Raw genomic sequence first — 12,193 nt, 5'->3', positions numbered from 1 at the left:
ACGGTAGGCAGGAAGGCGGCGCTCGTCTGCCGGTTTACGCAGGAGCCGGGTGCAGATCGATGCTATGATGGGCCGCGTCTCGCTCTTTTCTCGCCAAATGATCAGCCAATCTAGGCCTTGGTTTGTCCTGCCCAGTGCCGCGGTATGGATGGGCGAAGGCGATGCATTGTGGAATTTTCAAGATGTGAGCTGTGTTAACCGAACGCGACGGAGATGATGAACACRGGGGTTTTTTCGGTTTCTCCCTGTGGCCAACGAATTGGCAGGCGTGCATCCAACCTGTCCGGCTCCACTTTTCATTCCCTCCGCCGGGAATGCATTGGACGAATGGCCTCGCCCGGAAGGGCGGGGCCATTCTGGCGACAATGGCTGGCCCGGCAGGCCGGTCGATGCGCCTGCACCGCCAGATAGCCGGTGCAATCCCAAGGTCGGGGATGTCTAGACCCTGCGGCATAGCCTCGCTGAAGAAGAATGAAGTGCGGCATGCTTCGGCATTGGAAAGTCAGCCATCCGTGTCAATAGCCCTCGGAGGATGGACATGGCCACATGGCTGTGGAGCGGCGCATCTGCCTCGCTCACCCTCACGAGCCCTCTTCCAAAGGACGATGCCCATGTCATCCAATCTCAGCTATTCACCCGCTGCCCCATCGGCCACGTGGGCGATTGACCGGCCGCAGCTTGAGCCAGCCACCCAGGCCTTCGCCGACGACCTGAAGGGGGAGGCACCGCTTTATCTGCTCACGCCCCATTCCGCACGCGGAGCGCTTCTGGGCATGCAGAAATCGGTCCAGGTGCATCTGCCCGATGTCTCGATCGAGGATCGCTACATCGATGTCGGCCCGACCGGCCAGACCGATATCCGCGTCGTCCGGCCGGCCGATGCGACCGGCAAACTGCCCGTTGTCGTCTATATCCATGGCGGCGGCTGGGTCGTGTGCGACAAGGAAACCCATGACCGCCTTGTCCGCGAACTTGCTGTCGGCGTCGGCGCGGTCGTGGTCTTTGTCGACTATGATCGTTGTCCGGAAAGCCGTTATCCGACGGCGGTCGAGCAGGCCTATGCGGTGACCAAATATGTCGCCGAACATGCCGCGGAGTTTGGCGCCGATGCCAAGCGCCTGGCGATCGCCGGCGACAGCGTCGGCGGCAATATGGCTGCTGTCGTCGCGCTTTTGGCCAAGGAGCGCAAGGGGCCGGAAATCCTGGCGCAATTGCTGTTCTATCCCGTTACCGACGCATCGATGTCGACGGATTCCTATGAGGAATTCGCCAATGGCCCGTGGCTGACGAAGAAGGGGATGGTCTGGTTCTGGAACCAGTATGTGCCGGAGGTCGCCAAGCGCAGCGACATCTACGCCTCGCCGTTGAATGCGTTGGTCGAACAGTTGCGCGGCCTGCCGCCGACATTGCTGATCGTTGCGGAGAACGACGTGCTTCGCGACGAAGGCGAAGCCTATGGCCGCAAGCTGGCCAATGCCGGAGTGCCGGTCCTCTCGCTGAGATATAACGGCACGATCCATGACTTCATGATGTTGAACCCGATCGCCCATACGCCGGCCGTACGCACGGCGGTGGCCCAGGTGACGGGTTATCTGCGCAAGGTCTTCGCGACGAACTGAGACGAGCGGATATCCGCCGGCGGGATTGTCCCGCCGGCATGGCACGACAGCGCCACCGATGCGATCCGATATCCTATCCATACGGCAGTATTGCCTGTCCTCGCCCTTGAACCAATCGACGGCAGCCCCGCACGCATCATAGCCTCCATCCAGCTCGGGAACGACACTCCTGTCGCTGGAGCTGATGAGGAGCAGAACATGTCACAGGCAGATATGGAAATACGGGGGAGTGGCGCGTTCATCCCCTATGCCAAGCCGGAACCCTATTCTCTGAACACCAATCCGGCAGACGCGATCTTCGGTGTCGTCCACGATCTCGGCAACCTGATCCAGGTGGCCACCTCGGCGCTGAACCTGATCTCGCGCAGCGCCGACACCGAGCTGGGCTCGAGCCTTGTGCCGGTCGTCGCCAGCGCCAGGGTCTCGCTGCAGCGCGCCGGCACGCTGGTTCAGCAGACGCTGAGGATTGCACGCGATGGCAATGGCGCGGTCGAACCGGTGGACGTTTGGGCCTGCCTGATGGAAGTCGAAGCGCTGGTCAGAGCCACCTGGGATCGCAATATCCAATTCGAACTCTACGCCAGCCAGGCGCTGCCGGTCGTCAGGTGCAGCCGTGTCGGGCTGCAGAGCGCCGTCATGAACCTGTTGCTCAATGCGCGCGATGCCCTGCCGGATGGCGGGGTGATTTCCATCGTCGCCACCGCCATCTACGACGAGCACGCGGCGACCGAGATCGAGTTGCGGGTTGCCGACAACGGTTTCGGTATGACGAAGGATGTGCTGCAGCGGGCGAGCGACCCCTACTTCACCACCAAGGTATCGGGTCTCGGCGGCCTTGGATTGCCGATGGTGGAACGCTTTGCCCGGGAAGCGGGAGGCCATCTCCATCTGGAAAGCGAACCTCGTCTAGGCACGGTCGTGACTTTGCGGTTGCCTGTCGAGCGCGGCGAATATCAGGCGATCCAGGCAAATCTCGACGCATGACGGCCGGCTTTCCGATTGCCGCCGGGCGATTTCCTTCGCCCGGCCGGCGTCTTGTGCATTCTGGCCGTCAAGCGGCAGCCCGCATGTGATCGGCGGGATGCTGAATCCTGAAGCCGATCGCCAGCCTGTTCCAGGCATTGATCATCGCCACGCCGATCGAAAGCGCCACGAGTTCATCATCGGAGAAGGTGCTGTGCGCTTCCTCGTAGACCGCGTCCGGCGCGCGGCTCCCGGCGATATCGGTGAGAGACTCTGCCCAGGCGAGGGCGGCCCGTTCGCGCGGGGTGAAGAGCTGCGACTCATGCCACGCGCTGAGCAGCAGCAGCCGGTCGTCCGTTTCACCCATCTTCAACGCATCCTGACGGTGCATGTGCAGGCAGTTTGCGCAGCCATTGATCTGGGAAACGCGCACTTTGACGAGTTCGAGCAGCTTGGGGTCGAAGCTCTTGGCAAGCCAGGCCTCGGCTGCGACCAGGGCTTCCATGCCGCCGTTTTTCTTGGCCATGATATTCAGACGCTTGATCATTTTGGTCTCCGTGATGAGAGGGTCGATGCTACGAGCGCTCAAGGCTCGCAGTCGCAGTGATTATCCCTTGCATCCCGAACAGCCATCTGCACCGACGGTGCATTCGCCTGATGCCTGATGACGCCGTTTCCGGCAAATCGATCAGGTTTTTCGACCACCTGAGACAGCTGCCCTTATGCCTTGGCATAGGGCGACAGCGACCCCGGTAGAATAGTTCGGCATCGCGATCCGGCGCATTCTCCAGCCCATCGGTCACTCCCCGACCGCATTGGAGAAAACATGCTGACCATCGTCAGCTGGCCGATCCGTGAAAACCTGACAATCAAATTCATCAAGGAGATCGATCATGAAAATCGTCGTTATCGGTGGCACCGGGCTCATCGGGTCGAAGACCGTGGAGCGCCTGCGCAAGAAGGGCCATGAAGTGTTGGCGGCGTCGCCGAATTCGGGCGTCGACACGATCACCGGCAAGGGCTTGCCGGAAGCGCTGGCTGGGGCGAGCGTGGTGATCGACCTCGCCAACTCGCCCTCGTTCGAGGACAAGGCGGTGATGGAATTCTTCCAGACGGCCGGAGGCAACCTGCTCAAGGCAGGCGTCGCCGCCGGTGTGGAACATCACATCGCGCTTTCCATCGTCGGCGTCGACCGGCTGCCGGGCAGCGGTTACATGCGCGCCAAGATGGCCCAGGAAGAACTGATCAAGAATTCGGGCATTCCCTACACGATCGTGCATTCGACGCAGTTCGACGAATTCATACCGGGTATCGCCCAGTCGGGCACGGTCGGCCAGTCCGTGCATCTGTCGCCGGCCTATATTCAACCGATCGCGTCCGACGACGTCGCCGATGTGATGGCCGAGATCGCACTCAGCGTGCCGCTGAACGGCACGATCGAGATTGCCGGTCCGGAAAGGGTGCGCATGAGCGAAATCGTGGCGCGCTTCCTGAAAGCGACCAACGATCCCCGCCAGGTGGTTGCCGATCCCCACGCGCTCTATTTCGGCACCGAGCTGCTCGACGGCTCGCTCGTGCCGATCGGCAATGCCCGGCACGGCCACATCAGCTTCGACGATTGGCTGAGCGGTTACCAGCCGCGCGCGTAAGCGCTTGAGACATCCGGCGCCCGTCGGATCGGGCGCCCCCATCATCGACATTCACGACAGGAGAACCACATGTTCCGGACCTTTATCTCTACAGCCGTCTTCGCCGCCGCCATCGCCGGCGCCGCCAGCGCTGCTTCCACCGAGCAGGCCAAGGTGGCGATCGTCTATGACCACGCACTGCCCAACGTCCCCGGCAAGAGCCTCAAGGCGGTGCTGGTCGAGTATGACCCGGGCGGCACCTCGCCGGGCCACACCCACCCCAAATCCGCCTTCATCTATGCCACGGTCCTCGAAGGCGCGATCCGGAGCCAGGTCAATGACGGGCCGGTCAAGGTCTATCACGCCGGCGAAAGCTTCGCCGAGTTTCCCGGCGACCACCACAATGTCAGTGAGAATGCCAGCAAGACCAAGCCGGCAAAACTGATTGCGGTGTTCGTCGTCGACACCGACGAGAAGAACCTGACGAACTACCAGAAATAATCTTTTGCGCTTGCCGGTGTCCGGCGCACTGCCGGGCACCGGGTTCAGCAGAAACGAACCTGTCTGGAGATGGCAATGCAGATCGAACAACTCACGCCAATAACCCTGGACCGCCTGGTGGTGATCGATGTCGACGCCACGCTGCAGGTGGCGGCTCTCGCCCTTTCCAATCCCGGCAAAGGATTGACCATCGTCTCCGATCTTTCGGGACAGGCGGTGGGGGTGTTGAGCAAATCCGATATCATCCGGCATCTCGCGCAGAGAGAAGAGGCCGACGCATCCGTCGCGGCACTGATGAGCCGGGACATCGTGTCCTGCCATCCCGACGACGAAGTGCAGGCCGTCTGGGAGAGGATGGCCACGCGCGGCCTTCAAAACATCCCGGTGCTGAGTTCGGACGCCGAACCGCTCGGCATCCTCGCCATCGGCGATGTGATGAAAGTGTTGTTCGAACAGGAAGAACTTGAGGAGCACATGCTCGCGAATTATGTCGCGGGTGTTGGGTATCGATAGCGGCAGCAGTGTTCGGCATCGGTATCCGTGCCATCGCAGCGTTTCGTCCCGGCCGGATTTTCCGGCCGGGACGAATGTTTTTACACAAGATCCATATGCGCCAGTTCCGGCGGCGTCTTGCTGCGGTCCTCGAGTGTGGCGTCCCCCCGCTCTGCCGCGAGCACGACCGGTTCCGGCAGCTTTTCCGGCTCGGCATGCTCCTCGGTGTGCTGCACCAGCGGGCGGCTGCCGGTGGCTTTGCGGACGAGCACGTAGAAGACCGGGGTCATGAAGATGCCGAAGAAGGTGACGCCGATCATGCCGGAGAACACCGCGACACCCATGGCGGCGCGCATTTCGGCGCCCGCACCGGTGGAGGTAACCAGCGGGATGACGCCCATGATGAAGGCCATCGAGGTCATCAGGATCGGGCGCAGGCGTAGGCGGCTGGCTTCGATCGCCGCCTGGACCGGGGTGCGGCCGGCAAATTCCAGCTCGCGGGCGAATTCCACGATCAGGATGGCGTTCTTCGCCGACAGTCCCACCAGCACGATCAGGCCGATCTGGGTGAAGATATTGTTGTCTCCATGGGTGAGCCAGACGCCGGTCAGCGCCGCCAGCACACCCATCGGCACGATCATGATGATCGCCAGCGGCAGCGTCAGGCTTTCATACTGGGCGGCGAGCACGAGGTAGACCAGGAGCAGCGCCAGCGGGAAGACCAGTATGCCCGAACTTCCGGCGAGGATCTGCTGGTAGGTCAGGTCGGTCCATTCATAGCCGATGCCCTTGGGCAGGACTTCGGCGGCGATCTTTTCGATCGCTTCCTGGGCCTGGCCGGAGGAGAAACCGGGCGCCGGGCCGCCATTGATGTCGGCGGAGAGGAAGCCGTTATAGCGGTTGGTGCGCTCCGGACCGGTCGTCGCCTCGACCTTCAGAAGCGCCGACAGCGGGATCATCTGGCCCGATGCCGAGCGGACCTTCAGGTTGCCGATATCGTCGGCCGTCGCGCGGAACTTGCTGTCTGCCTGCGCGCGGACGCTGTAGGTGCGGCCGAAGGCATTGAAGTCGTTGACATAGAGCGAGCCCAGATAGATCTGCAGCGTCTCGAACACATCGGTCACGGAGACGCCCAGCTGTTCGGCCTTGGCGCGATCGAGGTCGGCATAGAGCTGCGGCACGTTGATCTGGTAGCTGGAGAACAGGCCTGCCAGTTGCGGCGTCTGATAGGCCTTCATGAGGAAGGCCTTGGTCGCATCGTCGAGCGCCTGGTAGCCCAGGCCGGCGCGGTCTTCCAACTGCAGCTTGAAGCCGCCCGTCGTGCCGAGGCCGAGCACCGGCGGCGGCGGGAACATGGCGATGAAGGCATCCTGGATGGCGCCGAACTTCTGGTTCAGCGTCATGGCGATGGCGCCGCCGGAGAGGTTCGGCGTCTTACGCTCATCGAAATCCTTGAGCGTGACGAAGACGATGCCGGCATTCGACGAATTGGTGAAGCCATTGATCGAGAGTCCGGGAAAGGCGATGGCATGTTCGACGCCCGGCTCGGCCAGCGCTATCGCGCTCATCCGCTTGATGACGTCTTCGGTGCGGTCCAGCGTGGCGCCGTCCGGCAGCTGGGCAAAGCCGATCAGGTACTGCTTGTCCTGCGCCGGCACGAAGCCGCCGGGTATGGCGTTGAACAGGCCGTAGGTGGTGCCGGCCAGAGCCAGATAGATGACCATGACAATGCTCTTGCGCGACAAGAGCCCGCCGACGCCCTTGCCATAGGCATTGGAGCCGGCGCCGAAGGCGCGGTTGAAGCCGCGGAAGAACCAGCCGAAGACGAAGTCCATGCTGCGCGTCAGCCAATCCTTCGGCGCGTGGTGGTCCTTGAGCAGCAGGGCCGCGAGGGCAGGGGAGAGGGTGAGCGAATTGATCGCCGAAATTACCGTCGAGATCGCAATCGTCAGCGCGAACTGGCGATAGAACTGGCCGGAAAGGCCGGTGATGAAGGCGAGCGGCACGAAGACCGCGATCAGCACCAGCGCGATCGCCACGATCGGGCCGGAGACTTCCTTCATCGCCTGGTAGGTCGCGAGCCGCGGTGACAGGCCGTTTTGGATATTGCGCTCGACATTTTCGACGACGACGATGGCGTCATCGACGACGATGCCGATCGCCAGCACCAGACCGAAGAGGCTGAGCGCATTGATCGAGAAGCCGAAGGCATACATGACGCCGAACGTGCCGATGATCGACACCGGGACCGCGATCAGCGGAATGATCGAGGCGCGCCAGGTCTGCAGGAAGAGAATGACGACGAGCACGACCAGCGCCACGGCTTCGAGCAGCGTGTCAACGACCTTTTCGATCGAGGCGCGGACGAACTTGGTGGTGTCGTAGACGATCTCGTATTTCACGCCTTCGGGCATGGCGAGCTGCAGCTCGTTCATGGTCTTGACCACCTCGTCGGAGATGGCGATGGCATTGGAACCCGGCGCCTGGAACACCGGGATCGCCACCGCCGCCTTGCCGTCGAGCAGCGAGCGCAGCGAATAGTCGGCAGCGCCGAGCTCGACACGGGCGACGTCGCGCAGGCGGGTGATGGCGCCGCCGGTGCCGCTCTTGACGATGATGTTGCCGAATTCCTCAGGCGTCTGCAGGCGGCCCTGGGCATTGACGTTCAATTGCACGTCGACGCCGGGCAGGCTGGGCGACGCGCCGATAATGCCGGCTGCGGCCTGGACATTCTGCTGGCGGATGGCGTTGGTGATGTCGCTCGCCGCAAGGCCATGTTCGGCGGCCTTCTGCGGATCGATCCAGATGCGCATCGAATAATCGCCCGAACCGAAGATCTGCACCTGGCCGACACCCGGGATGCTGGCCAGCCGGTCCTTGATGTTGAGCACGCCGTAATTGCGCAGATAGGTGATGTCGTAGCGATTGTCGGGCGAGGTGAGGTTGACGACCATCATCAGGTCCGGCGAGCTCTTGACCGTGGTGACGCCGATATTCTTGACCTCGTCGGGCAGGCGCGGCTCGGCCTGCGCGACGCGGTTCTGCACCAGCTGCTGCGCCTGGTCGGGGTCGGTGCCGAGCTTGAAGGTGACGGTCAGCGTCATGACGCCATCCGACGTCGCCTGGCTGGACATATAGAGCATGCCCTCGACGCCGTTGATCTGCTCTTCGAGCGGGGTGGCGACGGTCTCGGCAATGACCTTCGGATTGGCGCCGGGATAGGTGGCACGCACGACGATCGAGGGCGGCACGACTTCGGGATATTCCGAGATCGGCAGCGATCTGAGACCGATCAGGCCGGCGACGAGGATGAGGACCGATAGAACCCCGGCAAACACCGGGCGGTCGACGAAGAATCTGGAGATGTTCATTTCAAAGCCCTCTCCGGGGTGAAATTGGGTGTAGGGACCCGCGCCGGCGGTGGGAGGGCCGCTGGTGGGGTCGTTATTGGTAAGGCTTCATCTTCTCCTCCATTGGGGAGAAGCTTCCCGCCCTTCGATGAACTCAGAAGGCTGATGAGAGGTAATGCGGCGGCGATTCACCCCTCACCAACTTCGGCCAGGGGTTCGCAAGTGCTCACCCGGCCTTCGTATCCTCTCCCGCAAGGGGCGAGGAAAATCCGCTGCACCGTTGTGCCCCAAGCGCGGCGGGCGTTCGTGGCACCCTGCCTCTCCCCTTGTGGGAGAGGATAGCAAGCCAGCGCGAGACCAAAGGTCGAGTGCTTGGGCGCGCTTGGTGAGGGGTAATGCGACGGGGCTTTCACCCCTCACCAACTTCGGCCAAGGGTTCGTTGCACTCACCCGGCCTGCGTATCCTCTCCCACAAGGGGAGAGGAAAACCCGCGGCCTTACTTCGCTGCCGCGACCTTCTCTTCCTGCTGCGGCGCCACGACCACGCCGGGCCTCACCCGCTGCAACCCGTTGACCACAATCCTATCGCCCGCCTTCAGCCCGCTTTCGATCACGCGCAGACCCTCGGCATTGGCGCCGAGCTCCACCGGGCGATACGCGACCTTGTTGTCGGCGCCGACGACGAAGACGAATTTCTTGTCCTGGTCGGTGCCGATGGCCCGTTCGCTGACGAGGATCTTCATCTCCGCCTTGGGCTGGCCCATCCGCACCTTGACGAACTGGCCCGGGATTAGCCGGCCGCCGGGATTGTCGAACACGGCGCGTACGGCAATCGTGCCGCTGGCCGCATCGACCTGGTTGTCGATCAATTGCAGCTTGCCCTTGATCGGCGTGCCGTTGTCGGCGAGCGTGCCGATCTCGACTGGGATCTGCTCGATATCCGGCGTGGCCGCGGTGGTGTGCTGTAGTTCGGCGAGCGCCTTGGTCACCACTTCCTCGCTGGCGTCGAAGCCGGCATAGATCGGATCGACCGAGACCAGCGTCGTCAACGCGGGCGAGGCCGAACCGGCCGCGACGAGGTTGCCGAGCGTGATTTCCACCTTGCCGACGCGGCCGGCCACCGGCGCGCGCACCTTGGTGTAGCTGAGGTCGAGCGTGACGGTCTGAAGCGCGGCCTCGGCGGTGCGCAAGCCGGCTTCGGCTTCCGTCAGCGCGTTCTGGCGCTGGTCCATGTCGGCCTGCGAAATCGCCTTGTTTTCCACCAGCTTGCGGCCGCGATCGACCTGCAGCTGGGCGAAGCTGGCATGCGCCCTGGCCGAGGCGACCTGGCCTTCGGCCTGGGCGACCGCGGCCTCATAAGGGGCCGGGTCGATGGTGAACAGCAGGTCGCCGGCCTTGACCAGCGCGCCCTCGCGGAAATTCACCGACTGGATGGCGCCGGCGACGCGCGAGCGGATCTGCACGCGGTCGACAGCCTCCAGGCGGCCGGAAAATTCCTGCCAGGCGGTGACGCTGCGGCTGGTCACCGTCGCCACCGTCACCGGGATCGCCGGCGGTTGTGCCGGCGCCTCGGAGGCGGTGGCGGCAGTGCCCATCGGCAATTCCAGAAACAGGGCTGCAGCTCCAAAAGACGCAGCCAAACCCAGGCCGGCGCCCACCAGGGCCCAGCGCTTCATGATCGATGTCATTGTCTCTCTCCTTGCGGCCAACCCTGAAAAGATGGGTGGTCCGCAGATTTCATTTCAAAAAACTAACCGGACCGGTCCGAACCGATGTCCCGGACGAAGTCGCCGAACTCCTTGCGAATAATGTCTTGCCACGTGGCGGCGTGGTTGGATGTCCCGCCATAAATCGAAGGCCAACCTGTCCCGGCGGGGAGGATATGTTGGCGAACCTTGTTGCCGGCCTGCTCAAGCCGTTTGGCATAGCCCGTTGCTTCATCGCGCAAAGGGTCGTCATTTGCTGTCAGCATCAGCGTCGGCGCCAGGTCGTTGACGCGCGAACACATGCACGGCGCAGCATAAGGATGGCAGACCCCGGCGCTGAGATAATGGCTCCAGCCATCGGTCCAGCGCTCGCGCATGCCGATGGCGTCGGCCTCGCGCATCGAGGCGGAACTCATGAACGGGTCGAGCAGCGGCGACATCAGCACCTGGCCGTCGAGCTCCTTGGCGAAGTAATCGCGCGCCTTGAGCGCCACGGCTGCCGCGACATTGCCGCCGGCCTCCTGGCCGCCCACCAGCAGCAGCGACTTGCGGTCGCCCAGGCCGGCGCGCTTCTTGGCGAAATAGGAAAAGATCGAGAAGCCGACTTCGAGCGATTTCGGAAAGGCGCTGCCGAGCGGCGCGTTATAATCGGGAACCACAACGATGGCGCCAATGCTCGCCAGGGTCTCGGCGATCGGGCAGTTGGTCAGCCCCTTGTCGACAAAGGCGCCGCCACCGAAGAACAGCACAATCGGCGGACCCTTGCCATATTCGGCGCCCTGATAGACGCGTGCCGACACGGGGCCGACGGCCACCTTGTCCAGCATCATGTCCTTCACTTCGACCGGCATCGTCCTGATATCCATATCCGAAAAATAGCACATCCTGAGCGCGGCATGCCCAGGATTTGCATAAAGACATATGGTTGTTCACATTGGAGAACAAGTCGGCTATAACTGACAACACTATTCAGGATTTCGAACAATATCGCATTGCAGCAGACGAGGTGACCTCCGATGGACCAGCTTTCGGCCATGCGCGCCTTCATCCGCGTCGTCGAGACCGGCAATTTTACCCGTGCCGCCGAGGCGCTGGCCATGCCCAAGGCGACGGTGACCAATCTCATCCAGGGGCTGGAGGCGCATCTGAGCACCCAACTGCTCAATCGCACCACACGGCGTGTGGTCGTCACCACCGATGGCGCGCTCTATTACGAGCGGGCCGCGCGCATCGTTTCCGAAGTCGAGGAGCTCGACGGCACGCTGACCAATTCGACCGCCAGCCCCAGCGGGCGGCTGCGCGTCGAAATGGCGGGCGCTTTCGCCGACTGGGTCGTGATCCCGGCACTCTGCGATTTCTGCAAGAAATTCCCCGACATCCATATCGATCTCGGCGTCGGCGACCGGACCGTCGATTATCTCGCCGAAAATGTCGATTGCGCGTTGCGCGGCGGCCCGCCGGGCGACCAGTCGCTGATCGCGCGGCGGGTGTCCGAAGTCGGGCTGATCACCTGTGCGTCCTCCCTCTATATCGAGAAATTCGGCATGCCGGGGTCGCCTGAGGAGCTGGAAACGAAGCATTATTGCGTCAATTATTTTCGCGCCCAGGGCAACCGGACAATGCCGTTCGAATTCATGCGGGACGGCGAGACGATCGCGGTGACCGGCCGCTACATCCTCTCGGTCAACGACGCCCGCAGCTATGTGACGGCGGCCTTGTCCAGCCTCGGCGTCGCGCAATTGCCGCGCTTCATGGTTCCCGACGAGCTCGCCCAGGGCAGGCTGGTGCCGGTGCTGACCGAGTGGAACACCGAGCCGATCCCACTCTACGTCGTCTACCCCTCCAACCGGCACATGAGCAACAAGGTCCGGGTGTTCGTCGACTGGCTGGTGAAGTTGCTGGCGGATCGGCGATTGAACGAGGTGTGAGGGGGG

Annotated in this window: 10 protein-coding genes; 6 read left to right on the top strand and 4 right to left on the bottom strand. The window is 62.9% G+C overall.

The window, feature by feature from the left end; all coding sequences use genetic code 11:
• Positions 1 to 611: 611 nt before the first annotated feature.
• Both AC1DYF_RS27940 and AC1DYF_RS27935 read left to right on the top strand, forming a co-directional pair.
• Entirely contained in the window at positions 612 to 1,619 is a 1,008-nt protein-coding gene (locus tag AC1DYF_RS27940) for an alpha/beta hydrolase (protein WP_477880520.1), read from the top strand.
• A gap of 198 nt (positions 1,620 to 1,817) precedes the next feature.
• Entirely contained in the window at positions 1,818 to 2,603 is a 786-nt protein-coding gene (locus AC1DYF_RS27935) for a sensor histidine kinase (RefSeq protein ID WP_477880518.1), read from the top strand.
• Positions 2,604 to 2,670: 67 nt separating this feature from the next.
• Here the strand turns inward: AC1DYF_RS27935 and AC1DYF_RS27930 are convergent, their stop codons facing one another.
• Positions 2,671 to 3,129, bottom strand: coding sequence for a carboxymuconolactone decarboxylase family protein (locus tag AC1DYF_RS27930; protein WP_477880517.1), 459 nt, complete (start codon positions 3,127 to 3,129; stop codon positions 2,671 to 2,673).
• Between the two features lie 346 nt (positions 3,130 to 3,475).
• On the opposite strand from AC1DYF_RS27930, the gene AC1DYF_RS27925 reads away from it, so the two are divergent.
• The 3 genes from AC1DYF_RS27925 (at position 3,476) to AC1DYF_RS27915 (ending at position 5,224) form a co-directional block, all read left to right on the top strand.
• The gene (locus tag AC1DYF_RS27925) at positions 3,476 to 4,231 is read left to right on the top strand and encodes an SDR family oxidoreductase (protein WP_477880516.1); all 756 of its coding nucleotides are present in this window, start codon (positions 3,476 to 3,478) and stop codon (positions 4,229 to 4,231) included.
• Between the two features lie 69 nt (positions 4,232 to 4,300).
• Positions 4,301 to 4,711 (top strand): cupin domain-containing protein, encoded by a 411-nt coding sequence (locus AC1DYF_RS27920; RefSeq protein ID WP_477880514.1) that lies wholly within the window; start codon positions 4,301 to 4,303, stop codon positions 4,709 to 4,711.
• Between the two features lie 75 nt (positions 4,712 to 4,786).
• Entirely contained in the window at positions 4,787 to 5,224 is a 438-nt protein-coding gene (locus AC1DYF_RS27915) for a CBS domain-containing protein (protein WP_477880513.1), read from the top strand.
• Positions 5,225 to 5,304: 80 nt separating this feature from the next.
• On the opposite strand, the gene AC1DYF_RS27910 is transcribed toward AC1DYF_RS27915, so the two are convergent.
• From AC1DYF_RS27910 to AC1DYF_RS27900, 3 genes are all read right to left on the bottom strand, one after another.
• A complete protein-coding gene (locus AC1DYF_RS27910; protein ID WP_477880512.1) occupies positions 5,305 to 8,574 on the bottom strand; it encodes an efflux RND transporter permease subunit in 3,270 nt (1,089 codons plus the stop codon).
• Positions 8,575 to 9,050: 476 nt separating this feature from the next.
• The gene (locus AC1DYF_RS27905) at positions 9,051 to 10,241 is read right to left on the bottom strand and encodes an efflux RND transporter periplasmic adaptor subunit (protein ID WP_477880510.1); all 1,191 of its coding nucleotides are present in this window, start codon (positions 10,239 to 10,241) and stop codon (positions 9,051 to 9,053) included.
• A gap of 62 nt (positions 10,242 to 10,303) precedes the next feature.
• The gene (locus AC1DYF_RS27900; protein WP_477880508.1) at positions 10,304 to 11,110 is read right to left on the bottom strand and encodes an alpha/beta hydrolase fold domain-containing protein; all 807 of its coding nucleotides are present in this window, start codon (positions 11,108 to 11,110) and stop codon (positions 10,304 to 10,306) included.
• A 165-nt stretch (positions 11,111 to 11,275) separates the two neighbouring features.
• On the opposite strand from AC1DYF_RS27900, the gene AC1DYF_RS27895 reads away from it, so the two are divergent.
• A complete protein-coding gene (locus AC1DYF_RS27895) occupies positions 11,276 to 12,187 on the top strand; it encodes a LysR family transcriptional regulator (protein WP_477880506.1) in 912 nt (303 codons plus the stop codon).
• Positions 12,188 to 12,193 lie beyond the last annotated feature (6 nt).

The organism is Rhizobium sp. P2_G9, assembly GCF_056403475.1.
Note: the sequence above shows the minus strand (reverse complement) of the source record. Positions and strands in the feature narration are given on the sequence as shown.

Excerpts from the sequence above, each read along its gene's own strand:
- AC1DYF_RS27940 (WP_477880520.1), top strand. The coding sequence starts at position 612 with ATGTCATCCAATCTCAGCTATTCACCCGCTGCCCCATCGGCCACGTGG.
- AC1DYF_RS27935 (WP_477880518.1), top strand. The coding sequence starts at position 1,818 with ATGTCACAGGCAGATATGGAAATACGGGGGAGTGGCGCGTTCATCCCC.
- AC1DYF_RS27930 (WP_477880517.1), bottom strand. The coding sequence starts at position 3,129 with ATGATCAAGCGTCTGAATATCATGGCCAAGAAAAACGGCGGCATGGAA.
- AC1DYF_RS27925 (WP_477880516.1), top strand. The coding sequence starts at position 3,476 with ATGAAAATCGTCGTTATCGGTGGCACCGGGCTCATCGGGTCGAAGACC.
- AC1DYF_RS27920 (WP_477880514.1), top strand. The coding sequence starts at position 4,301 with ATGTTCCGGACCTTTATCTCTACAGCCGTCTTCGCCGCCGCCATCGCC.
- AC1DYF_RS27915 (WP_477880513.1), top strand. The coding sequence starts at position 4,787 with ATGCAGATCGAACAACTCACGCCAATAACCCTGGACCGCCTGGTGGTG.
- AC1DYF_RS27910 (WP_477880512.1), bottom strand. The coding sequence starts at position 8,574 with ATGAACATCTCCAGATTCTTCGTCGACCGCCCGGTGTTTGCCGGGGTT.
- AC1DYF_RS27905 (WP_477880510.1), bottom strand. The coding sequence starts at position 10,241 with ATGACATCGATCATGAAGCGCTGGGCCCTGGTGGGCGCCGGCCTGGGT.
- AC1DYF_RS27900 (WP_477880508.1), bottom strand. The coding sequence starts at position 11,110 with ATGCCGGTCGAAGTGAAGGACATGATGCTGGACAAGGTGGCCGTCGGC.
- AC1DYF_RS27895 (WP_477880506.1), top strand. The coding sequence starts at position 11,276 with ATGGACCAGCTTTCGGCCATGCGCGCCTTCATCCGCGTCGTCGAGACC.